The following is a 21,241-nucleotide window of genomic DNA, read 5'->3' on the forward strand; positions in this document are numbered from 1 at the left end:
TTACGTTCAACAAGTTAGATATTCCAAAGTCATATTCTATTCACTAGAAGTTAGTGATTAAAAAACAAGGCTAAAAACAAAAACCCTATAAGATGACCTTTTTTTCAAAGTGTCTATCTTATAGGGTTTATTTGGTTATTATAAGAATCTTTTTAGGAGATTATTTTAACTCATTTAAGATTTCATCTAATTTTTCTGTTTCTGTTGTTACACCATTGCTTGAGAAGTACCAGTTAACACCATCTAGGTACACAATTTTTCCTTCTTTGTAAGCACGAGTTTGTTTAATAATATCATTTTCAATATCTGCTTTAATTGCATCTACATCAGAAGCAGTACGGTCAATTATTAATAAAACTTCTGGATCTACAGAAAGAACCGATTCATAAGAGAAATCTGAACCATGAGATGATGCCTCAATATCAGTAGTTGCTGGTTTGAAACCAAAGTCATTGTACACATATGCAAAACGAGAATCTGCTCCGTTATCGAAACCAGAGATTTTTTTGTCATTGTACATTGCTACTAATGCATTTTCATAACCTGCTGCTTTTTCTTTCACTTCATCCACTTTTGCTTGTAGATCTGCTTTTAGCTTTTCAGCTTCTGTTTCTTTATCAAAGATTTGAGCTGCTAAGTCAACTGTTTCATTTACAGCGTTAATATAATTTTCATTGTCAGAACCGATGAATACTACATTTGGTGTAATTTCTTTTAATTCCTCATAGAATGGTGCTTGACGACCTGAGATAAAAATAACATCTGGTTCAGCAGCTGCTACCGCTTCAAAGTCGATTTGTTTTAGCGTACCAACATCAGCTACACCGTCAACAACATATTTTTCTTTTAAGTGTGGTGGGATATTACCTTTACCACCGTTCGCTGCGATTCCTACAATTCCCTCTACTCCAAGTGCATCAAGTGTATCTAAGAAACCGTAATCTAAAGTGATAATGCGCTCCGGCATTTTATCTAAAGTTACATCTTCAAATGTAATTGTTGTACCTTTTTCTTCATCTTCGCTTGAAGCTGTCAAAGAAGATATTTTCATTGGAAATGCAGATTTTTCAGCCGTGTCAGTTGCTGCTGAAGTTGAATCTTTCTCTGTAGATTCACCAGTTGCTGAATCATCATCTGAGTTACATGCTCCTAGCATTAATGTTAAAGCTGCAACTGCAGTTAAAAACTTCCATTTTTTCATCTTTCTTTTCCTCCTAAAATATACTTACTTTAATTGAAAATGATTATCATTTTCATTTCTAACTCTAGTTTAAATGAAACCCTCAAAATTTGTCAACAGATTTCTGCAATTAATTATCATTCTCATTTAGCCTCATGAAACACGTGCATAAGTGTCTGACTTATGCACGTACATGGAATCTACTGATTACAAACTAAAAGAAACCTTTCGTCTACAAAGTTATTGAGAATTAAAGTATACGCAAATACGGCAACCATCCTGCACTTGTACTGGGATATCCATATCGTAGACATCACGTAATGCTTCGGAATTGATAATCTCATGTGTTGGACCATCCTTTACAAGGCGCCCCTCTTTCAGTGCAACGATACGATCAGAATAAACAGAAGCAAAGTTAATGTCATGTAATACAATAACGACAGTTTTTCCTAAATCATCTACAAGTTTACGTAAGATTTTCATGATTTGTACGGAATGTTTCATATCTAGATTGTTTAACGGCTCATCCAATAAAATATATTCCGTATCTTGAGCAATTACCATGGAAATAAAAGCACGCTGCCTTTGACCACCTGATAACTCATCCAAAAACTTATCTTGCATATCTGTTAAATTTAAATACTCCAGCGCTTGATCTACCAACTTCTCGTCCTCTGCATTTAGTCGTCCTTTGGAATAAGGATAGCGACCAAAAGCAACAAGCTCACGTACTGTTAAACGGATATTTAAATGGTTGGCCTGCTTTAAAATAGCCACACGCTTTGCAAAGTTATTCGATTTCATTTTCTTTACATCCGTTTGATCTAAAAATACTTCCCCTGTATCCGCATCTAAAAGGCGGCTTACCATGGATAACAATGTGGATTTACCTGCACCATTTGGTCCAATAAAAGAAGTGATTGCCTTTGGTTGTATTTTTAGTGTTACATTTTCAACGACCGGTTTTTTCCCAAAGCTTTTAGAAAGCTCTTTAATTTCTATCATGCTGCTTTCCTACTTTCCTTTAGTAATAAGTAAATAAAGTAAATCCCACCGACAAAGTTAATGATGACACTAATAGTTGTATTTAAATGAAACACATGCTGTACGATAAATTGTCCTCCGACAAGGCCGATGATACTAATCAAGCTCGCTCCAACAATTAATACAGAATGCTTATACGTATCTAAAAATTGATAAGCTACGTTCGCTACGATTAGTCCTAGGAATGTAACAGGACCAACTAGCGCTGTGGAAGTAGCTATTAACACAGAAGATAAAATCAAAACTTGTAGAACAATCTTGTCATAGTTAACACCGAGGTTAATGGCATTGTCTCGACCTAACGAAACAACATTCAAATCTTTTAATAACCTAGAGCCATACAAAAATGCCAGTCCTAGTATAACCATGGCAATTAGTAATAATTCGGTTTTCACATTCATAAAGCTTGCAAACAACCGAGCTTGTAAACTTTCATATTCAACAGGATCAATGATGACCTGCATAAATGTCACTAGACTTCCTAGCAAAGTCCCAATAATCATACCTGCTAATAAGAGAAGGAAGATTGGATACTTATCTGCTCGGAATAAGAAACGATATAAAAGCACCGCGAAAATGATCATTGCCATAATCGATACACTAAAATTCAAATAACGATTTACGACGAATAAAGAGGCAGAGCCTGCTGTAAAGTAGATCACCGTTTGTACTACCTCATACATAGAGTCAACACCCATTACGGATGGTGTCAATAAACGATTATGTGTTACTGTCTGGAATATAATCGTTGCATATGCAATTGCAGTACCCGTGATTACCATTGCAGCTAAACGTTCCACACGCTTTGGAAAGGCATAACTAAAGCCGCCTTGAATATTATAAAATGCAAACAATGCCATACATACTAATGCAATAACAGCCAAAATAATTAGCTTCTTACTATTTTTTCGCATATGCTTTCCCCCTAAACAACATAATTAAGAAGATCGCACTGCCGATTACGGCAACTGTTGTATTTACCGGAATCTCATAAGGATGAACTATTAGACGGCTGATAATATCACATGCGAGTAAGAATGCTGCTCCCATGAAAATAGTATGCGGTATTGTCTTGCGTAAATTATCTCCTAAATATAAAGAAACGAGGTTCGGTACGATTAAACCTAAGAACGGTATAATACCTACCGTTAAAACGACCGTTGTAGAAATAATAGCTACAATAACAAGACCTATATTTAACACTGTACGATAACTTAAACCTAAGTTTTTTGCAAAGTCCTCACCCATACCTGCTACGGTGAATTTGTTTGCGTAAATATAAGCTATAATAATGGCAGGTACGGCTACGTATAGTAGTTCATAGCGTCCAGAAACAATTAGTGTAAAGCTCCCTAAGAAGAAGGAATCCACATTTTGTAAGACATCTGCTTCGTATCCTAAGAATGTAGAAATGGCACCAATGATATTACCATACATAATACCAATTAAAGGTACGAACATAACATCCTTGAATTTAATACGCTCAAGCAATTGCATAAAAATAAACGTACCGATTAGAGCAAATGAAAAACTAAAGAAAATCTGTCCCATATAAGACATATTTGTAAAGAATATCATCGAAACAATGACCCCTAGTTTCGCTGCATCCAGCGTACCGGCCGTTGTCGGTGATACGAACTTGTTCCGACTTAAACTTTGCATAATTAAGCCTGCAATACCCATTCCTGCACCAGCTAAAATAATTGCCATTAAACGTGGCAATCGACTCATTACAAAGATTTGGGTCTTCTGGGAGTCCAAATCAAGCAGATCACTCGGTTTTATATCAATGGCACCTATAAATAGCGAAATAAAGGATAGGATAATAGTTGCTACTACTAATATCCATAATCTCATTTGTAATCCCCATAAAAAAATATATTTCTCAACTTTGTTGATAACGATTATCATTATTGAGTCGTCTTTCATTATAAACAACGAATATAGTAAAATCAACATGTACTACTCAATTACATTGTTAATTTTAACAATTCTTTGTACTCTAAAATTATAAATTGACGTTAGTTTATGAACATATGTTTTAAAATATAGTTTAGGGTAGGACATTAACCTGAGAACTCTAGTTTTTTAGACCTAATAGCTTCCAGCAGTGACAATTATAAAAAAGATTAAATTCGGGTTATATAGAAACTTCTTTGTAAATTACTATTTATATTTTATCTGTCTCACTCATCCCGTAGGAGTCGCCGACTGGCGCTCCAATCAATAAATGGGAACAGCTTTAGCATCGAGAAAGCGCTAATAAATTCTCGCATAAACAAAGCTTATATTTTTTAAATTCCTCAACATTTCACTATCATGAGAATATGAAAAAACTGCTCTTAATATTCCATCATACTTAAGAGCAGTTTTGTTGAATGATTTAGTTTACATACTGACTTCCTCTATACAAATAGCTTTTTTATTTCTTACCACAAAGCCTTTCTTACAGCTAATTGTAACCATGAGGGCCGACGCGACCAATAGGCCACTTAATATATAGAAACATACGATAATTAATCCGGAAGAGACCATTCCTGTAAAAAGACCTAGTAATAATATTCTAATGAGTAAACCAATAGAACGGAACAAACTATCAACTCTGCCAATAATCTTATTCGGAACTTGATCCATCAGGAACGAATTTCTCGCTACTCGAGCCCCGCTGTTTCCAATAGCTAAAAACAACATTAACGATAGGTAAATAGGCAGCTCTACAAAAACAATCAAAGAAATGGCAACGGTATAAATAAGCACTCCTACTATAATAGTCTTCTCATTTCCTAGCTTTTTCGCAAGCATCGGAACAAATGCCCCTGCTAGCACTGCTCCGGCTGCATATATCATTCCTTCCAAGCCATATACGCTAGCGTCCGCCTCTAGTACTTCCACTAAATAAACAGGAAACAAATAATTCGTCAGCATAACTCCTATAAAGGGCATAAAGGCAAATATCAAAAAAACGAACATGGCTGGACGTGCCATCATGTAAGCTAACCCATCCCAAGCTCTCCCCTTCACTTCCTTCTCTGCTTCTGATTGTTTCGCTCTGGTATAAGGAAGTTTAACATAGAAGTAAATAGCTGCACCGTAAGTCAAAACATCTAATAGTAAAATATAATGTAAATCCCATTTCATCAACAAAATACTAGCTACTCCTCCAGCTATCATGCTAGATAGCTGCCCCTGTACCTCCATCGTCCCGTTTAAAGATTTATACTGATCCTTATGAAAAATCTCCTGATTCATTGCAAACATAGTAGGATAAAAAATAGTGTAATACAGACTTCCAATCATATAAATCAGTGTATAATGCCAGATTTCATAGGATAATCCAAGGAATCCAATGGAAGCAAAAAACACTAATGCGATTAAACAAACTACCTCACTGATTAAAAGTAATTTTTTCCTGGACATTCTATCCACTAAAGAACCTACAAAAGGCGTTATTATAAAACTAATGATTGTCATTGTGATTGTAATGTATCCGAAAACAGTATTTCCTTCATCACTTGTCACGAGCATCCAAGGGATTGCAATCATTGTTATTCCGGAACCAATAGAGGAAGCTATATTAGCCAGTATGATCAGCCAAAATCGCGAATCTTGATATAAATTTTTCATCGTCAAACACCCTTTCAAATATTCTTACTATTCTTAATGTAAGGGAATTGACATGGATTGCATTCAGCCAATGGTCTTAAATCATCCTCATACCTTTGACCGAAGAAACCCACCTTTACACGGCATCAGGTAAAGGTGGGTTTCTTATCTGCTATAATGAATATATAAGAAAGGCAGAGACACTAGTGTCCCTGCCTTTTATAGTCTATGCAAATAAGCAAAAATTTATAAGAGTTACCTCAAGGCTATAGCTCTAAAGGTATTCCCTTTACTTTAAATCGTTTCTTTATAGACTACATACCACTCTTCTTCTTTTTGTAGAATGTTGGTGCCTACCCAGCCTGCTTTAAGTAGCTTTTGCTGTTCTTCTATGTCAGACATTTTTATATTCATCTGACTTTCACCAAATACAATATAGTCATTTCCGTCGAGCCTCTTGCAAAATATGTAACGTAACATATTATCATACTTACGTTTAAGCGCTTTAATAACCATTCCTTGGCTAAGCTTGTCCTTCAAGCTGGCAAAGTTAAATGGAGCTACTGTCGCACAAATGTAGATGTACGGAGAATCCTGCAGGAGCTCCATTACTAGGTCTGCTAGTTTTCTTTGAAGACCGTAGCCTCGATATTCTGGATGGACATTTGTGATTTCCTGGTAAACCACATCACCTAATTCTGATTCAGAAAGACCGATATCATATCCTAGATGATGCTCATCCATTACCGGGATTGCAAGGGTACGAAACGCAATTAGCTCCTCACCAGCAAATACTCCTACCATTAAACGATGCTTAAGAGAATCTTCAAACTCCTCTCTTGTGAGAGGCTGTAAAAACTCCTTGTTCTCTAAGTGTTGGAGAACAACGCTCTGTAACGCTAAAATTTGTTCCATATTGTCTGTTGTTAATTCTCTAGCTGGATAATCTTTTCCCCCTAGACTGACAGTCCATTCTTTCATTGATACACTTCCTCTTACTTCATGACTTTTACGGTGAACTCGGTTAACTCTTTTAACATATTTTCATCCACATCAATTCCTAAACCTGGGCGCTCATTAAGTTTAATAAATGGGACATCATAGCATAAGTTTCCAACGTCCTTCGAGAATTTAAGTGGACCGGTCAATTCAACACTCGTAAATGCTTTTTTAGAAAATGCCACATGAAAACCTGCTGCTGAACCAATGGAAGACTCCACCATTGAGCCAATCTGGCATTCAAGTCCAGCCATTTCTGCCATATGAGCGAGCTTCATAGCAGGATATATACCGCCACATTTCATCAGCTTGATATTCACCTTATGCGCGGCTTGTTTTTCTATTAATTCACGCATGTCTCGTATTCCTCTCAAGCCTTCATCCATCATAAGAGGAGTACTCGTTTTTTCCTTGACCTCCACCATGCCATTGAAGTCATCTGCCATAACAGGCTGCTCTAGCCAATCTAATCCTATATGCTCCAGCTGACGCATGGCAGAAATCGTGTTGGCACTGTTCTTCCATCCCTGATTTACGTCCACTCGGATAGCAACCCCATTACCCACTTTTTCTCTAACAGCTTGGATTCGTTGTACATCCGCTTGTACTTCAGTTCCAACCTTCATTTTAAACGATGTATAGCCCTCTTTGATACGTTTTTCTGCTTCCTCTGCCATAGACTCTGGTGATCCTATGCTAAGTACATGAGTAACCGGAAACTTTTCGTGATAACGTCCGCCTAACAATTGGTAGACAGGAACTCCTAGTTTTTTACCTACTACGTCGTAACAAGCAATGTCTAAAGCTGCTTTAGCTGCTGGAGCTTGGTAAACCGCCTTGTCCATTTTTTCATGCAGTCGCTCAAACTCCATTGGATTTTCTCCAATCAAAGCCGGTGCTAACGTATTTTTCAGCATCGCATAAGTACTCTCCCACGTTTCCCCTGTTACATGCTCGTCTGCTACTGCCTCCCCATATCCAATGAAACCTTCTTCTGTTGTTAGCTTAACTATAATCGAAGGCATATCATCGTATGTATGATAGCTGATGATAAATGGGTCAATTAATGGTAATCTAATAGCATAAATTTTTATTTCTTTAATTTTCATATTTTTCTAACTTCCTTTACATTTTTATATTATTTAGTTATAGTTGTCGTTAAATAGTCGTTAATATTTTAAAAAAAGGAGGATGTCATGCAAACACGTATAGCAGTACTTGGTTCTAGAAACTTTATAGATCGCTTGAAGCTTTTCGAACAAGAAATTCCTTCTATCCGTTTAGATTATTATCAATATCATACTCCAAAAGAAGCAAAGGAACTACTAAAAAATATAAAACCATGCGACGCTGTATTTTTCTCTGGTTCGCTCCCCTATCTATATGCGGAACAGGAGAGAGAGCTGTTGCCGGTACCTTCCTATTATTTAAAACAGGATGGTACTTCTGTAGCCACTACATTATTAGCAACCTGCAGTACTCCTATACAATATATATCCATGGATTTAATAGAACCAGCCCTTGTAGAGAGTGTCCTTCAGGATATTAATCAAACCGATTCAGTACCCTTCCTTAAGCAAATAGATCCGGCGTTCTCTTTAGATGAAGTGGTTTCCTTTCATATAAATCTTCAAAGGACAGGAAAAACCAAATTGGCTATTACCTCAGTGCACGCAGTTTATGAGACCCTGGTACAAAGGGGAATCCCTGTTGTACGAATGATTGACCCTAAAAACTCTATTTTAAAGTCCCTTGAAGAAACTAGGTCATTGGCATTGCTCACAAAAAGTGAGGCTGCTAAGATTGCCGTTTGTTCCATTTCCCTTACCGAACAAGACATGAACACAGCTTCAGCATTGCAAATAATTACAGATTCGATTGATGCTTCTATTGTGAAAGCTGACGAACTCGTTTATTTGCTATTCACTACTCAAGGTAAGGTTCAGCAAGCCTTAGAGCACAATAAGGTTAATCATTGGCTTGAGCTTTTTAGTACACCCATTCGAATTGCCTTTGGATATGGTACTACAGCGATAGAAGCAAGTAAAAATGCCAAAGATGCCTTAGCCCATGCGACTGAAAATACAGCCTTCCTTATGAATGAAAGAAAACAATTGACTGGTCCCCTCTTCCAGGATAAAACCAAGATCAATTTAAGAACGAGCGATCCTCGACTTTTGGTATTGGCTAAGGAAACAACATTAAGTCCAGCAAATCTATCTAAAATTATGCTTTTTAGTCGCCTCCATCATTCCGTTGCGTTTACGGCACATGATTTAGAAGTCTTTTTAAAGGTTAGCCGTAGGACAACCGAAAGGATACTAAAGAAGCTGTTGAACAAAGGTTATGCATCCATTGTCGGGGAAGAAATGACGTACCAGCAAGGCCGCCCGCGAGCAATCTATGAATTTAATTTTCCTACCTACCAATAAATGTGTATGGGCATCAACTAATCTTTTTATCCATATTCGATCATGAACCTATAAAAAAAGAAAGAAAGTTCAGCTTGTCACTGAACTTTCTTTTTTACGCTTCGGCAATCTCTCTGTTTAAAATTTCTTGCTTTTCTTCCTCTGTAATTTTAACAATAGAGAATCCTACCGCGGCATAGATCATAGATAAAATTGGCACTGTAAAGTTTAAAATAGCATAGGGCGCATATTCAAAAGCACCTACCCCTAATGTTCCTAATATGAAAACACCACATGTGTTCCAAGGGATGAACACCGAAGTCAGCGTTCCTCCGTCCTCTAAAGCACGAGAAAGGTTTTTAGAGTGAAGCCCCATATTCGTATATGCTTTAGAAAACATTCTTGCTGGCACAACGATGGAGATATATTGCTCAGAGCATGTCGCATTCGTTGTAAAGCAAGCTAATATAGTAGAAGCTATCATCGAAAAAGCAGTCTTTGCTAGCTTTAAAATTTGATTCATAATAGATTGAAGCATACCTGAAAATTCTAAAATCCCACCAAATGTCATCGCCACAATGGTCATCGACACGGTATACATCATGGACTCCAATCCACCACGATTAAATAGTTCATCCACCATTGTGTTACCTGTTTCAATTACAAATCCACTTTGAAGAGCGCTAACAGCTGATGCTACGTCTCCCCCTTGTATAAAAATTTGAGAAAGGAATCCTAGTAAAATACCAACTACTAAAGCTGGTATAGCTGGTACCTTTAAAGCAACTAATACAATTACTGCTAACGGGATTAACAATAACCATGGAGATATTACAAAGCTTTGATCAAGCACACCTATTGTTTGCTGGATGCTCTCCTGATCAATACTGCTATTTTTATATTTCATTCCTAACAGACCGTAAGCTACTAACGCAATTACCGCTGCTGGTATAGTTGTATAAAACATATGTCGGATATGTACGAACAAATCTGTCCCTGTAAGACCAGCTGCAAGATTGGTAGTATCAGAAAGTGGCGACATCTTGTCACCAAAATAAGCTCCAGAAATAACTGCGCCCGCAATCATAGCTGCTGGAATCCCCATGCTTAGACCAATCCCCATACCTGCAACCCCGATAGTCCCCATTGTAGACCAGGAGCTACCAATGGCCAGAGAAACAATCATACAAATCACACAAATAGTTACTAAGAAGAAGGACGGAGTAATGATTTTTAGTCCAAAATAAATCATGGTGGCTACTACGCCTCCACCAATCCATGCCCCAATAATAAGGCCGACCAATATAATGATGACTACTGCTGGTAGTGCTAGTTTAATCCCCTTATACATCATTTCTTCGATATCATTCCATTTAAAGCCATGCTTCCAAGCAACAAAAGCTGCTATGATTGTACCGACTATTAGCGGAATGTGAGGACCTTGCTCCAACTTAACTACAGCAATAACCATTGTTATAATCATTACTATTAAAGGCGTAATCGCCCATATTAATGACATTTCTTTTTTCTCTGTTTGTTCCTTCTTTTCTACCATTCCACTTCACCCCTTCACGACTTTTTCGACAATTTATAATTGTCGTTTATTAGTCGCTATTAGAGATATATTAATCTTTTATTAAAAATTCGTCAATCTTTTTTAGCAACTTGTAAAAGCGTTTTCATAAGGACTTGAGCGCCGATATAAAGGGCTTTACGGTCAAAAGACATATGTGGATGATGAAGACCAGGAGAAAGGTCTGCACCGACCCCAATCATAGTAGCCTTTAAATCTGGCTGTCTAATCGTATAAAAATGGAAATCATCACTACCAGATGTGATAACCTCTTCCGCCAGGCTCTCTTCTCCTATCGCTTGCATGATACCTTCTTTAGCTATTAAAGCAGCCTCATTGGAGACTTCTGCTCCTGGAGTGATATCCTGCCATTCCCATTCTATATCTATATCAAAAAGAGTTTGAAGAGCATGTAAATTCTTTTCAATTTGTACTTTCATCTGTTTTAGCACACTATTCTTTTGAGCACGTGCATCAATTGAAAAGCTAGCTGTACCAGGAATAATATTAGAGCTCTCACCGCCAGCCTGGATTTTAGTTAGTTTCGCGGAATATGCCTCAAAAGGAGAAAAATATAAATTCTTTAAGGATTGATGTATAGCGACTGCTACATCAATTGCATTCTGCCCTTGATGAGGTCTGGCTCCATGGGCATCCATTCCTTTAATTTTACCTTCAAGAAACATAGCTGCTCCGTGGTGAATTGCTGGTGAAACCTTACCAAAAGGTAGTTCTTCTATCGGTCTTAAATGCACACCAAAGAGATGCGTAACTCCTTCAAGCGCTCCTCTATCAACCATAGAATTCGCACCATTTCCTTTTTCTTCTGCAGGCTGGAAGATGAAACGAATACGTTTATTTAATTTTTCATCCTTGAGTAAAAGAAGGGCTCCTAAAACCATAGAGATATTAGCGTCGTGACCGCAGGAATGATTGGCGCGGTAAACCCCGTCCACCTCCTGCCACAAAGCATCTATATCTGCACGAATTGCGATCACTTCATCTCCTTCACCTATCTCTGCTAGGAGGCCTGTAACATCATCAAATAATCGATAAGATACGTGGAGCGAATCAAGGATCTCTGTTATTTTTTTCGTTGTTTCGAATTCCTTCCAGCTAACTTCGGGGTATTTATGAAAATGTTCAAACCACTCTAAAATTTGAGATTCTACCTGCATCTTTTCTCATTCTCCCTTTACACTTTTTTATTTTTAGATCTCTTTTGAAGCCCCAACTTTTTACTTTATGATTTCACACACACGGCCAATTTGACCATCTGTGAGTCTTACTTTAATACCGTGTGGATGAAAGGATGAATTCGTTAAAATATCTTGAACGATTCCTTTTGTTTTGTTACCGGTACGCTGATCCTTCTTCAAAATAATATAAACTTCTAGTCCTGCGTGAATGTCTTTTCTATTTTGTCCGTTCATATAATCACCTCTTTTTGTATCGTACCACTTTCATATCATGCTTACATCCATTTGTTTAATTGAAACCGGTTTTCCTTAGTAAGTTTTTAGAAGAAATGGTCGTCATTTTATATTTAGTACACTGCACATGCCAATAACAGCTATGTTCTTTGGAAAAAGCAAGACTTCATGCTATACTGTGAAAGAATTTTCATTACAAAAGGAGTGTTTTATAATGGCGAAAAAAGGTTATTTCCTTATGGAATCTGGAGACAAAATTGAATTTGAACTATATCCAAACGAAGCACCAAACACAGTAGCTAACTTTGAAGAATTAGCTAACAGTGGTTTTTACAATGGTGTAGTGTTCCACCGTGTAATTCCTGGTTTTGTAAGCCAAGGTGGCGATCCAACTGGTACTGGTATGGGTGGAAGCGGTAAAACTATTAAATGTGAAACTGCTGGAAATCCTCACAAACACGAAGCTGGAAGCCTTTCTATGGCTCACGCTGGAAAAGACACTGGGTCAAGCCAATTCTTCATCGTTCACGAACCACAACCACATTTAAACGGTGTTCACACTGTTTTTGGTAAAGTAACTAGCGGTTTAGAAGTAGCAAAAGCTATGAAAAATGGCGACAAAATGGAAAAAGTCGAAGTATTCGACGAAGCTTAAGTTAGATATTTTAGGTCTTGGGGTGATTATTTCCAAGGCCTATTTTAAATAACAAAATCACACCCCTCCCCCAGCTAAATCCCCCGTATCGTAAATCACTGAACAATATAAACAGATCATTACATCATAGGAGGTAAAAGGATGAAGGATTTCCATTGCTGTGCAACTTGCATTCATTTTAGCAGTGAAAAAACGACTAAAGGCATGTATTATAAATGCAAAAGATTAGGCTTTCAAACTGAACCCTCTCATAAATTCAACTGTTGGAACCCAAAAGAAAATGTAAGAAAGCTAATGGAGAAGACAGACACTAGTAAGTCTTAAACGATTTAACTAAAATATTACAACTATATATTTACACCGCTTATCCAATATTGTATATTTTACATATAACCAAAAGGTTATGTGTTGAGGAGGTCATTTTTTGACGGACATTTACAGAGCAATAGCAGATCCCATACGTCGTCGTATCCTCACCATATTGTCTCAAAAGGAATGTACTCAAACCGAACTAGTTGATCATTTCCCAATCTCCCAGCCTGCAGTAAAAAAACACCTCACTATATTGCTAGAAGAGGAATTAATTGAGGAAAGGAGAGAAGGAAAATATCGCCTCTATCGTTTAAAGCAAGATAATTTTGCTGTTCACTATAAAAAATTGCAAGAAGAGATTGGTTTGATATTAGAGGATAAGCTCACAAAGCTAAAAAACTATTTAGAGGAGGATTAAAATTGGTTAAAGTCGTTCAGTCGGTTCAAAAGAAAATCTTCATAAAATCTACACCTGAGAGGGTATGGAGAGCACTTACACAAGCAGACGAACGCAATGCCTGGGAAACCAGAAGTTGCGAAATGGATATAAGAATCGGCGGACAGGTAACCCTAGATTATGGGTGGGGCGCTAGCTATGTTGGAACTATTATAGAGTTAGAGGAAGAACAAAAGCTCGTTTTGCAAGGGAACGACAAGCAATTGACCACATGGACCATTACCTCTGAAGCAGATGGTGTCCTTGTCTCCATTGAATATACAGGCTCTTGGGCTGGGGACATCGGCTTAATGGAAATGGACAATATGCTTTTTGGTACTTATCAGTTCATGTTAAACCTTAAGAGTGTATTAGAAAAGGAAGTGGATTTACGCAAAAACTTTTGGAAAAGTTGGATTGGTGTCTTGCATCGTACTGTAGATAAGCGAGAAGGAACTAAAGTAGTTCAAGTAATAGCCTCTACTCCTGCTGATGGGTTACTAGAAGTAGATGACGTGATTACAGCAGTAAATGGGAATACGGTTCAATGCTATGACGACTTGGAAAGTTATGTATTTTCATGTGATCCCGGACAAAATTTAATTATTTCTCTTATTCGAGATGGGCAGGAACTGCCGGTTAGCCTTCATACGATTGGTTTTGGTCATTCCAATTAATTTCGCGATATTGGAATCCAAGTAGGCCCTCCTTCGAGAGCCTACTTTTTGTTATGAGGATATCTGTCGGACTAGCAACAGACCATCTCTCGTCACTAATCGTAAAGCCTTATCCACCAACCCGCTCGCTTCGCCACCTACCGTTTTATAAGACCTACCCTCTTAAGTACTTTCCTTCCAACTCATTGCATTGGTTTTTAAAACAGTACTTCAGTTCTTATAACATCTCCGTAAAATAAAAACTACTACATTGTAAATAAATTACTTTTATAGTCATAATTATTTATTATTTTAATATTTGGTTACTATATTACAATACAGTAACAATTATAATATAAATTTGTATATTTATACCTTTTATATGTTTTTGTCGGTATAATAAATTATAACAAAATAGTGATAGGCGGAGGTGTACCTATGTTTCTAATCACTCGCAAAATCAATGGTACAACAGAGACCTTGAAAAATTCCAACAGCCAATTCAATAAAACTTTTACAACTTATGAGGATGCCCATAAATTTGTTCTAAAGTTAAATAATAATATTATTCCTTCTAAGCATTGGAAGGTTACCGAAGAGACGATGGAAGTTACAAACGAGCAGTCATAACTGCTCGTTTTTTATTATTTTACAGTTTTGCTTACCTGTCCGACCTCACCATATCCCGTCAATACCAGTGAACCCCAATATTTTTTCGTATCGCCTAAAAAATAATATGAAAAATCGTTACATATTCATCAGTCTAACCTTATCCCTCTACATATAAATAAGATAACTCTTAGCGAGGAGGAGGTGTTAATAATGAGTTATTCAAATTATTGTGGTGGTGGCTACGGCGGTGGATACGGCGGTAACACTGGCGGTGGCGGTTACCCAGGCGGCGGAGCTGGCATGGGTTCTGGATTCGCTTTATTAGTTGTTTTATTTATTCTTTTAATCATCGTAGTTGGTACTTTCGGATACGGAAGTGGCGGCGGCGGTTATGTTGGCGGAGAGTCCTGCTAAATAAATGTGTTAATGTTCCTCCTAGTTACTATACTTTACCTCACAAGACGGGCTTTTAGGAGCCTGTCTTTTTTGTTACAGGTAGTTATTTTATAATGAGTTTAAGAGCTCAGCGTAATTATTTTTTGGAGTATTTACTTCCTTCGAAACTGGATAAGCCTCCATTAAGGCTGATTCAAAAGGGCTTAACATTGCTTTAAGCCTATCTTTATCACGAAGGTTTGGATCTAACCAATTCCCGAACATTTCTGGTGGTAGTATGACTGGCATACGATCATGAATAGTCTTTACTAAAGAATTAGCTTCGGTTGTGAGAATAGTGCAGGAATGAACCGTTTCTTCATTTTCCCTTTTCCAGGTCTCCCATATTCCGGCTACTCCAAATAGTTCATTGTTTTTCATTTTTATAAGCATTGGAATCTTTTCCTTTTCATTTGAGATCCATTCATAAAAGGAATTCATAGGTATGATACATCTTCGTTGTGTAAAAGCATTGCGATAGCTAGGTTTTACATCAACTGTTTCAGACCTTGCATTGATCATTTTGTAACCTATCTTCTCGTCCTTCGCCCAGCTGGGTATCAACCCCCACCGTAGCTGCCCCATTCTATTGCTGTTTCCATCGTTAATAATAGCTACGACAGACTGAGAAGGGGCTATATTATAATTAGGATAATAATCCTCTTCATTGGATACAAACTGCACATCAAATCGTTCTTTCATCTGTTCCATATCCGTATATAGACTAAAACGTCCGCACATAAGAGAACCTTCCTTTCTGTTATCTGTCCTATATCCTTTTCCTATTTATTGTTTGTTCAAACGCAGGCAAAAATTAAAAAAATCCCTAGAGTGTTTTACTCTAGAGACATTTTCTATAAGAGAAATGAAATACCAATAATGAGTACGATAGGTCCTAAAATAAATAACCAGGCTAACGGTCTTGCAAAGTTGACAGACCAGCCAACTCCAAAGCGTTTTTCTACAAAAACACTTGGATCATCTTTGTTGATATAGAAAATACCGCCCTTCCAAAATCGATCATCATCTACAGATGTACTATGAGGATTTCCTGCAACCACTTCTTCCTCCCCTACTTTCAAACGTGATCCTCCTTGACCAACTTTTACAGTAAAAATAGCTACACTAGCAAAAGCAAGCACCAAAAATCCTATTGGTAAAGCAATCATAACTAGGGATGAGGTTATTTCAGGATGTATTGTCTGTAAGTGAAGATATCCCATCAGCAAGGTGACTCCTACCGACATGACAAAAGAGAGCCAGCTAGAGTATTTCCGAAATGCAAGCTGCTGCTTAACGGAAGTTTTTTTGCGTTGAGGGCTAATGCTTGTTCCCGACATTTTAATTCCCTCGCTAGTAAATAAAAACATTACCTGCATTATCAATAAAATTAGTGGAAGGGAAATAACAGTAAGATAGCTTTTCTCACTAAAAGCATCTGCTTCCCCAGTCGGACCCCAATGAGTAGGAATCATGTCCGGCATCTGTGGATATTTTATAAGCGTATAAAATATAAGCCCAATCGATACAATCATGGGAATAATAAATAAAATTCTCGGCAGCAGTTGAAGCTTCTCTTGAAATCCTAAATCAACTACTTTGACTTCATTTTTGTCGGAAAACCAGCGACGCTTCTCTTTTAATTTCTTCATTTTCGTATGCATGATGAAGTAATAGGCAACGCTCAAAAATAGAACACCAATTTGAATTCCAACACTAACAAGAGCCAATACCTCTTCCTGAGGATTTTGAAGCAACGCCCAAGCAATATAGCCCGCAAAAATAACTAACCCACCAAAAAGAACTACAGCTGTGTATCTATTTTTTAACTGAAGGATTTCCTTGTCCTTTTCATGCTGCTCAGGAACATTTACACCAAAAACAATCGTTGGTTTTAGAAATCTTGGAATGTATGCCTGTAAAATCGTAATAAATAAAAGAATAAATCCAAATAACAACAAAATCATTATTTACCCCTCCTTAATATGTCGAACAAGCTCTCGTACCATTACAACCATTTCTTCCTCTGAAAGTTGCAATACCATCCCCTCTGCTAGCAATGGGCGAATCTGTTCAGCTAACAATTGCTTTTGTTGATCTGTTGCTTTTTCCATGCCTTTTGGTTGTATAATTACCCCTGATTTCGGAACAATTTGAATGAAATCTTTCTCTTCCAAAAGATGATAAGCCTTATTAACCGTATGCATATTCATACCCAAATCAGCGGCAAAGCTTCTAACAGATGGCAAGGAATCCCCTGGCTTTAGCTCTCCTCTAGCCATTCCTTCCATCAATTGTTGCGCTAGCTGTAAATAGATCGGCACAGATGAATTCGGCTTTATCTCTATAAACATTTCATGACCTCCTATTTACCTCTTGTTCTATGTATATTATAACACACTGTTCTATATGTAGTATATCAAAATGTTTTTATTTTTGGCTATGTTAAAAGGTAGAGTTGATTTATGATGCAAATACATCAGAAAGTAGAATTGATTTTTCGCCCCAGCCGGACGCTTTCCGCGGGGTGAGCGATAAGCCATCACCCATCGCTTACGCGCGTGGTTGTGATGTCTGATCTGTCTCACTCATCCCGCCGGAGTCGCCGTCTGGTGCTCCAATCAATAATTAGAAACGGCTTTGATCCGTCGGTAAAGTTCATTTAATAAATTTAATCGCATAAACAAAGTCGGAAAACTGTCTCCAACCATACTTCATAATTTATCGTAATGGGGACCGGCACTATTAAAAATTTTCAGTTTAGTAATCAATTGTGGGACTGACATACCTTGAGTCGATTTACTACATTCCGTGCCTCTTTGTATCGGGATGCATTCTAGCCCTCCATTGATAAGAATCTCTCCTATAAAAAAAAGCCGACAAGATCTCTGAGGATCTTGCCGGCTCCAAATATGTTTATTATCCTTTTACTGTTAACTCTACTAAGCGTTGAGCAGAAGCTTTTACTTCTTCCATACCTGCAGAGATAATTTCTTGTGCTTTAGCAGGCATAGCATTATGACCTTCAATAATTACTTCATCAATGATTTGCATACCGAATACTCCACCAAATACTGCACGCATATAGTTTACAGCCATTTCCATTGGCGCTGCCTCAGGTGTAGAATAAATTCCACCACGAGCGTTTAAGAAGATTGCTTTTTTATCTGTCATTAATTGAACCATGTTGCCTTGTGCATCATATTTAAATGCAAAGCCTGCAGCATATACATAATCAATAAAAGTTTGTAATTTAGCAGGGATTGTTAGATTCCATAATGGGAATGCAAATACTACAACATCTGCAGCAGTTAATAGATCCATTGCTTTTTGTTTAGCTGCTAATAAGCGAGATTCAACGTCCGTCAACTCTCCACCAGTTTGTACTTTACCGAAAGCATTGAAAAGGTCTTGTCCGAAGTATGGAGTATCCTCTTCATATACATCATAAACTGTTACGTTTACGTCTTTACCTTCAAGTTCAGCCATGAAAGTTTCATACATTTTACTTGAAATTGCTTCTGTTGCTGGTCGGTTATTTGCTTTTACTACTAATACGTTCATTTTTATAACTCCTCTATAATATCCATATATTTTATATTTTTATTTATCTCAAATTCGAGACTTCTCTATATTATATTAATATAAGAAGACTGTCAAAAGGTTAGCTCCTGTTAGTTATTTGCTTCTATGTTTTTCTTATCCTTGGAAACTTTAACTATTAATGTATTTGTTATACTATTTATATAAAGGGAGGTGCATTTCTTGGAGGATATTATTGCTATCTTTATTTTTTCAACTATTGGCTTATCCTTGCTGAGTTTAATCGCTATGGGTGGCTACGTAACAGTGAAACAACAGCAGCATAAACAAAAGGAATTAGAGATAGAACTTTTGCGTTTAGAAAACGAGGCTTTTATGCTTTTGGAGCGAAAAGCTATGCGAGAAGAAAAGCATCTAGAGGAACCTAAGAATTAAATATAAAAAGGTGCTCCTTGTAAATAACTTACAAAGAGCACCTTATAGAATTGTTATTTAAAGTCCTATTACATGAGTGGTGTCAGGAGATCTGCGGTCAAATATAAAGCCGTTTGCCCGATAAAAAGCATCCGCTTTCATGGATTCGGTTTTAGTGGTGATTTCGTTGAACTGACCTTTAGCATCCTCTAAAATTGCTTTAAAAAGTTCACTGCCGATTCCTTTTCTACGGTAATCGGGCAACGTATAAAAACGATGCAATCTAGCAGAATCTGCTCCTAAAACATCTCGATTTAAGCCTCCAATTGCCACTAGCTCTCCTTCATTCCAAGCACCATATAGTGCCTCTCCTTGCTCACTAAACCTGTTTGTACCATCCTCATACTCAGCAGCTAGCCTAGATACAAAACGGTACCCTTCTTTTTCGCTTTCTTGAATTAGCTTGGATACGTCGACCTCATTCAAATCAGAAATTCTTCTTACTTCGATTGCCATATACGCTCCTCCATTCTATTTGTAAAAACGAACTCCTAGTAACTTTCGATATACAGAAGCGAATAACCTCTATTCATCAATATATTTCTATCCTTCCATAAATAGAATGGCGTCATTCCCATTAAAGCTTATTTGCTGATGCAGACTCTGTCTTAAAAAAATAAAAAAAGACTGCGCGTAAAAGCACAGTCTTTTTTAACAAACGAAATTAGATAGCAGCTAATCTTGCTTCCACTTCTTCATCCGTCAATTTATGTTCTACAATATAGCGATTACGCGGGTGTACACGACATTCGTGTGAACAGCTGCGAAGATACTTATGTTCATTTTCTTCCGAACATAAAATTTTGTCATTACAGTCTGGATTTGCACAGTTTACGTAACGTTCACAAGGCTCTCCAGTGAAATGATCTTTTCCTACAACCACATGCTCTACTTGGTTAATTGGAACAGCAATACGCTCATCAAATACATACATTTGACCATCCCATAGCTGACCACGAACTTCTGGGTCTTTACCATAGGTAGCAATACCTCCGTGCAGTTGAGCCACATCCTCGAATCCTTCTCTAACTAACCAACCAGAGAATTTTTCACAGCGAATTCCGCCTGTGCAATACGTTAATACCTTTTTACCTTCAAAAAGCTCTTTATTATCGTGAATCCACTCAGGAAGATCACGGAAATTACGAATATCCGGACGGATTGCTCCGCGGAAATGACCTAAGTCAAACTCGTAATCGTTACGAGCATCAATAACTATTGTATCTTCGGCTTGCATTTGCAGATAAAATTCTTTTGGAGATAGGTATTTACCTGTTAATTCATTAGGATTGATATCTTCCTCTAATCCTAAGTGAACAATTTCGCGCTTAGGGCGAACGTGCATTTTCTTAAATGCATGTCCTTCCGCTTCATCTATTTTAAACACCATGTCAGCAAAACGTTCATCTGCTTTCATCATGTTCATGTATGCGTCTGTTTGTTCAATTGTTCCGGAACAAGTTCCGTTTATACCTTCGTTCGATACTAAAATACGCCCTTTTAACCCTAGTTCCTTACATGCAGCAAGATGTTCTTGTGCAAATGTTACTGGATCTTCAATTGGGACGTATTTGTAGTAAAGTAATACTCTGTATGCATTTGTGTCCATTTTTTACTCCACCTTTTCAAATTTTGTCCATCGCTTTATCATAACAAATTTAAAAGGAGAAGTTAAATAGTTAGTTTTATCAAAAAATAAACGAGTAGTAATTAAAAGTTGACTTTGTTAAAGGGGATGATTGTCCATTTTTTATTTATTACTTCCAGTCTTTATTTTTCTTTATATGGAAGAGTTAGTAAAATGCTACACTTAAACTAATAATGATCATCACAAGCAATATTTTTAGTCGTGGTGGCAAATAATTTTACTAACGG

Annotated in this window: 23 protein-coding genes; 7 read left to right on the forward strand and 16 right to left on the reverse strand. The window is 37.2% G+C overall.

Going from position 1 to position 21,241, the window contains the following annotated elements:
* Positions 1 to 160: 160 nt before the first annotated feature.
* The 7 genes from HF876_RS06590 to HF876_RS06620 all read right to left on the reverse strand — a co-directional run bounded on the left by HF876_RS06590 (position 161) and on the right by HF876_RS06620 (position 7,935).
* Positions 161 to 1,201: a siderophore ABC transporter substrate-binding protein gene (locus tag HF876_RS06590; RefSeq protein WP_169359280.1), complete on the reverse strand. Its 1,041-nt coding sequence runs from the start codon at positions 1,199 to 1,201 to the stop codon at positions 161 to 163.
* 219 nt (positions 1,202 to 1,420) lie between these two features.
* The gene (locus tag HF876_RS06595) at positions 1,421 to 2,185 is read right to left on the reverse strand and encodes an iron ABC transporter ATP-binding protein (RefSeq protein ID WP_169359281.1); all 765 of its coding nucleotides are present in this window, start codon (positions 2,183 to 2,185) and stop codon (positions 1,421 to 1,423) included.
* Positions 2,182 to 3,138: an iron chelate uptake ABC transporter family permease subunit gene (locus tag HF876_RS06600; protein ID WP_169359282.1), complete on the reverse strand. Its 957-nt coding sequence runs from the start codon at positions 3,136 to 3,138 to the stop codon at positions 2,182 to 2,184. Before HF876_RS06600 ends, HF876_RS06595 begins: the two co-directional genes overlap by 4 nt.
* On the reverse strand, positions 3,125 to 4,081 hold the full coding sequence (locus HF876_RS06605; protein ID WP_169359283.1) for an ABC transporter permease: 957 nt from the start codon (positions 4,079 to 4,081) through the stop codon (positions 3,125 to 3,127). The genes HF876_RS06600 and HF876_RS06605 overlap by 14 nt, the downstream gene beginning before the upstream one ends.
* 531 nt (positions 4,082 to 4,612) lie before the next feature.
* A complete protein-coding gene (locus HF876_RS06610) occupies positions 4,613 to 5,848 on the reverse strand; it encodes an MFS transporter (RefSeq protein ID WP_169359284.1) in 1,236 nt (411 codons plus the stop codon).
* A gap of 273 nt (positions 5,849 to 6,121) precedes the next feature.
* Complete coding sequence (locus HF876_RS06615; protein WP_169359285.1) at positions 6,122 to 6,808, reverse strand: GNAT family N-acetyltransferase; 687 nt, start codon at positions 6,806 to 6,808, stop codon at positions 6,122 to 6,124.
* Positions 6,809 to 6,822: 14 nt separating this feature from the next.
* Positions 6,823 to 7,935 (reverse strand): mandelate racemase/muconate lactonizing enzyme family protein, encoded by a 1,113-nt coding sequence (locus HF876_RS06620; RefSeq protein ID WP_169359286.1) that lies wholly within the window; start codon positions 7,933 to 7,935, stop codon positions 6,823 to 6,825.
* Between the two features lie 87 nt (positions 7,936 to 8,022).
* On the opposite strand from HF876_RS06620, the gene HF876_RS06625 reads away from it, so the two are divergent.
* A complete protein-coding gene (locus tag HF876_RS06625; RefSeq protein WP_169359287.1) occupies positions 8,023 to 9,258 on the forward strand; it encodes a hypothetical protein in 1,236 nt (411 codons plus the stop codon).
* A 94-nt stretch (positions 9,259 to 9,352) separates the two neighbouring features.
* Here HF876_RS06625 and nhaC read toward each other — a convergent pair whose 3' ends face one another.
* From nhaC to HF876_RS06640, 3 genes are all read right to left on the reverse strand, one after another.
* Positions 9,353 to 10,792, reverse strand: coding sequence for a Na+/H+ antiporter NhaC (nhaC, locus tag HF876_RS06630; RefSeq protein WP_169359288.1), 1,440 nt, complete (start codon positions 10,790 to 10,792; stop codon positions 9,353 to 9,355).
* Between the two features lie 92 nt (positions 10,793 to 10,884).
* Positions 10,885 to 11,988, reverse strand: coding sequence for an amidohydrolase (locus HF876_RS06635; protein ID WP_169359289.1), 1,104 nt, complete (start codon positions 11,986 to 11,988; stop codon positions 10,885 to 10,887).
* 60 nt (positions 11,989 to 12,048) lie between these two features.
* Positions 12,049 to 12,243, reverse strand: coding sequence for a YwbE family protein (locus HF876_RS06640; RefSeq protein ID WP_169359290.1), 195 nt, complete (start codon positions 12,241 to 12,243; stop codon positions 12,049 to 12,051).
* A gap of 214 nt (positions 12,244 to 12,457) precedes the next feature.
* Here HF876_RS06640 and HF876_RS06645 point away from each other — a divergent pair, with 214 nt between their 5' ends.
* The 5 genes from HF876_RS06645 to HF876_RS06665 all read left to right on the forward strand — a co-directional run bounded on the left by HF876_RS06645 (position 12,458) and on the right by HF876_RS06665 (position 15,328).
* Positions 12,458 to 12,898 (forward strand): peptidylprolyl isomerase, encoded by a 441-nt coding sequence (locus HF876_RS06645; protein WP_169359291.1) that lies wholly within the window; start codon positions 12,458 to 12,460, stop codon positions 12,896 to 12,898.
* A 424-nt stretch (positions 12,899 to 13,322) separates the two neighbouring features.
* Positions 13,323 to 13,628, forward strand: coding sequence for an ArsR/SmtB family transcription factor (locus HF876_RS06650; RefSeq protein ID WP_169359292.1), 306 nt, complete (start codon positions 13,323 to 13,325; stop codon positions 13,626 to 13,628).
* Between the two features lie 2 nt (positions 13,629 to 13,630).
* Positions 13,631 to 14,323, forward strand: coding sequence for an SRPBCC domain-containing protein (locus HF876_RS06655; RefSeq protein ID WP_169359293.1), 693 nt, complete (start codon positions 13,631 to 13,633; stop codon positions 14,321 to 14,323).
* A 417-nt stretch (positions 14,324 to 14,740) separates the two neighbouring features.
* Complete coding sequence (locus tag HF876_RS06660; RefSeq protein WP_169359294.1) at positions 14,741 to 14,932, forward strand: hypothetical protein; 192 nt, start codon at positions 14,741 to 14,743, stop codon at positions 14,930 to 14,932.
* Positions 14,933 to 15,124: 192 nt separating this feature from the next.
* Entirely contained in the window at positions 15,125 to 15,328 is a 204-nt protein-coding gene (locus HF876_RS06665) for a YjcZ family sporulation protein (RefSeq protein WP_169359295.1), read from the forward strand.
* A gap of 90 nt (positions 15,329 to 15,418) precedes the next feature.
* On the opposite strand, the gene HF876_RS06670 is transcribed toward HF876_RS06665, so the two are convergent.
* The 4 genes from HF876_RS06670 to HF876_RS06685 form a co-directional block, all read right to left on the reverse strand.
* Positions 15,419 to 16,090 (reverse strand): SOS response-associated peptidase, encoded by a 672-nt coding sequence (locus HF876_RS06670; protein WP_169359296.1) that lies wholly within the window; start codon positions 16,088 to 16,090, stop codon positions 15,419 to 15,421.
* 113 nt (positions 16,091 to 16,203) lie between these two features.
* Complete coding sequence (locus tag HF876_RS06675) at positions 16,204 to 17,316, reverse strand: DUF1648 domain-containing protein (RefSeq protein WP_169359297.1); 1,113 nt, start codon at positions 17,314 to 17,316, stop codon at positions 16,204 to 16,206.
* A 3-nt stretch (positions 17,317 to 17,319) separates the two neighbouring features.
* Positions 17,320 to 17,703 carry a GntR family transcriptional regulator gene (locus tag HF876_RS06680; protein ID WP_169359298.1) on the reverse strand — a complete coding sequence of 128 codons (384 nt, stop codon included), beginning with the start codon at positions 17,701 to 17,703 and terminating at the stop codon, positions 17,320 to 17,322.
* Between the two features lie 565 nt (positions 17,704 to 18,268).
* The gene (locus HF876_RS06685; protein ID WP_169359299.1) at positions 18,269 to 18,913 is read right to left on the reverse strand and encodes an FMN-dependent NADH-azoreductase; all 645 of its coding nucleotides are present in this window, start codon (positions 18,911 to 18,913) and stop codon (positions 18,269 to 18,271) included.
* 201 nt (positions 18,914 to 19,114) lie between these two features.
* Between HF876_RS06685 and HF876_RS06690 the strand changes: the two genes are divergently transcribed.
* Positions 19,115 to 19,327, forward strand: a complete 213-nt coding sequence (locus HF876_RS06690; protein ID WP_169359300.1) for a hypothetical protein — start codon at positions 19,115 to 19,117, stop codon at positions 19,325 to 19,327.
* Between the two features lie 57 nt (positions 19,328 to 19,384).
* On the opposite strand, the gene HF876_RS06695 is transcribed toward HF876_RS06690, so the two are convergent.
* On the reverse strand, positions 19,385 to 19,822 hold the full coding sequence (locus tag HF876_RS06695; RefSeq protein WP_169359301.1) for a GNAT family N-acetyltransferase: 438 nt from the start codon (positions 19,820 to 19,822) through the stop codon (positions 19,385 to 19,387).
* A 208-nt stretch (positions 19,823 to 20,030) separates the two neighbouring features.
* Positions 20,031 to 20,975, reverse strand: coding sequence for an oxygen-dependent tRNA uridine(34) hydroxylase TrhO (gene trhO / locus HF876_RS06700; protein ID WP_169359302.1), 945 nt, complete (start codon positions 20,973 to 20,975; stop codon positions 20,031 to 20,033).
* Between the last annotated feature and the right edge of the window lie 266 nt (positions 20,976 to 21,241).

The sequence above is a fragment of the Psychrobacillus sp. BL-248-WT-3 genome (genome assembly GCF_012843435.1).
Classification (GTDB): domain Bacteria; phylum Bacillota; class Bacilli; order Bacillales_A; family Planococcaceae; genus Psychrobacillus.

What these genes read in the sequence shown, in the direction of transcription:
- HF876_RS06635 (WP_169359289.1), bottom strand. Translation starts at nt 11,988, where the DNA reads ATGCAGGTAGAATCTCAAATTTTAGAGTGGTTTGAACATTTTCATAAA.
- HF876_RS06595 (WP_169359281.1), bottom strand. Translation starts at nt 2,185, where the DNA reads ATGATAGAAATTAAAGAGCTTTCTAAAAGCTTTGGGAAAAAACCGGTC.
- HF876_RS06660 (WP_169359294.1), top strand. Translation starts at nt 14,741, where the DNA reads ATGTTTCTAATCACTCGCAAAATCAATGGTACAACAGAGACCTTGAAA.
- trhO (WP_169359302.1), bottom strand. Translation starts at nt 20,975, where the DNA reads ATGGACACAAATGCATACAGAGTATTACTTTACTACAAATACGTCCCA.
- HF876_RS06615 (WP_169359285.1), bottom strand. Translation starts at nt 6,808, where the DNA reads ATGAAAGAATGGACTGTCAGTCTAGGGGGAAAAGATTATCCAGCTAGA.
- HF876_RS06670 (WP_169359296.1), bottom strand. Translation starts at nt 16,090, where the DNA reads ATGTGCGGACGTTTTAGTCTATATACGGATATGGAACAGATGAAAGAA.
- HF876_RS06675 (WP_169359297.1), bottom strand. Translation starts at nt 17,316, where the DNA reads ATGATTTTGTTGTTATTTGGATTTATTCTTTTATTTATTACGATTTTA.
- HF876_RS06625 (WP_169359287.1), top strand. Translation starts at nt 8,023, where the DNA reads ATGCAAACACGTATAGCAGTACTTGGTTCTAGAAACTTTATAGATCGC.
- HF876_RS06600 (WP_169359282.1), bottom strand. Translation starts at nt 3,138, where the DNA reads ATGCGAAAAAATAGTAAGAAGCTAATTATTTTGGCTGTTATTGCATTA.
- HF876_RS06665 (WP_169359295.1), top strand. Translation starts at nt 15,125, where the DNA reads ATGAGTTATTCAAATTATTGTGGTGGTGGCTACGGCGGTGGATACGGC.
- HF876_RS06640 (WP_169359290.1), bottom strand. Translation starts at nt 12,243, where the DNA reads ATGAACGGACAAAATAGAAAAGACATTCACGCAGGACTAGAAGTTTAT.
- HF876_RS06620 (WP_169359286.1), bottom strand. Translation starts at nt 7,935, where the DNA reads ATGAAAATTAAAGAAATAAAAATTTATGCTATTAGATTACCATTAATT.
- HF876_RS06605 (WP_169359283.1), bottom strand. Translation starts at nt 4,081, where the DNA reads ATGAGATTATGGATATTAGTAGTAGCAACTATTATCCTATCCTTTATT.
- nhaC (WP_169359288.1), bottom strand. Translation starts at nt 10,792, where the DNA reads ATGGTAGAAAAGAAGGAACAAACAGAGAAAAAAGAAATGTCATTAATA.
- HF876_RS06610 (WP_169359284.1), bottom strand. Translation starts at nt 5,848, where the DNA reads ATGAAAAATTTATATCAAGATTCGCGATTTTGGCTGATCATACTGGCT.
- HF876_RS06645 (WP_169359291.1), top strand. Translation starts at nt 12,458, where the DNA reads ATGGCGAAAAAAGGTTATTTCCTTATGGAATCTGGAGACAAAATTGAA.
- HF876_RS06685 (WP_169359299.1), bottom strand. Translation starts at nt 18,913, where the DNA reads ATGAACGTATTAGTAGTAAAAGCAAATAACCGACCAGCAACAGAAGCA.
- HF876_RS06590 (WP_169359280.1), bottom strand. Translation starts at nt 1,201, where the DNA reads ATGAAAAAATGGAAGTTTTTAACTGCAGTTGCAGCTTTAACATTAATG.
- HF876_RS06680 (WP_169359298.1), bottom strand. Translation starts at nt 17,703, where the DNA reads ATGTTTATAGAGATAAAGCCGAATTCATCTGTGCCGATCTATTTACAG.
- HF876_RS06695 (WP_169359301.1), bottom strand. Translation starts at nt 19,822, where the DNA reads ATGGCAATCGAAGTAAGAAGAATTTCTGATTTGAATGAGGTCGACGTA.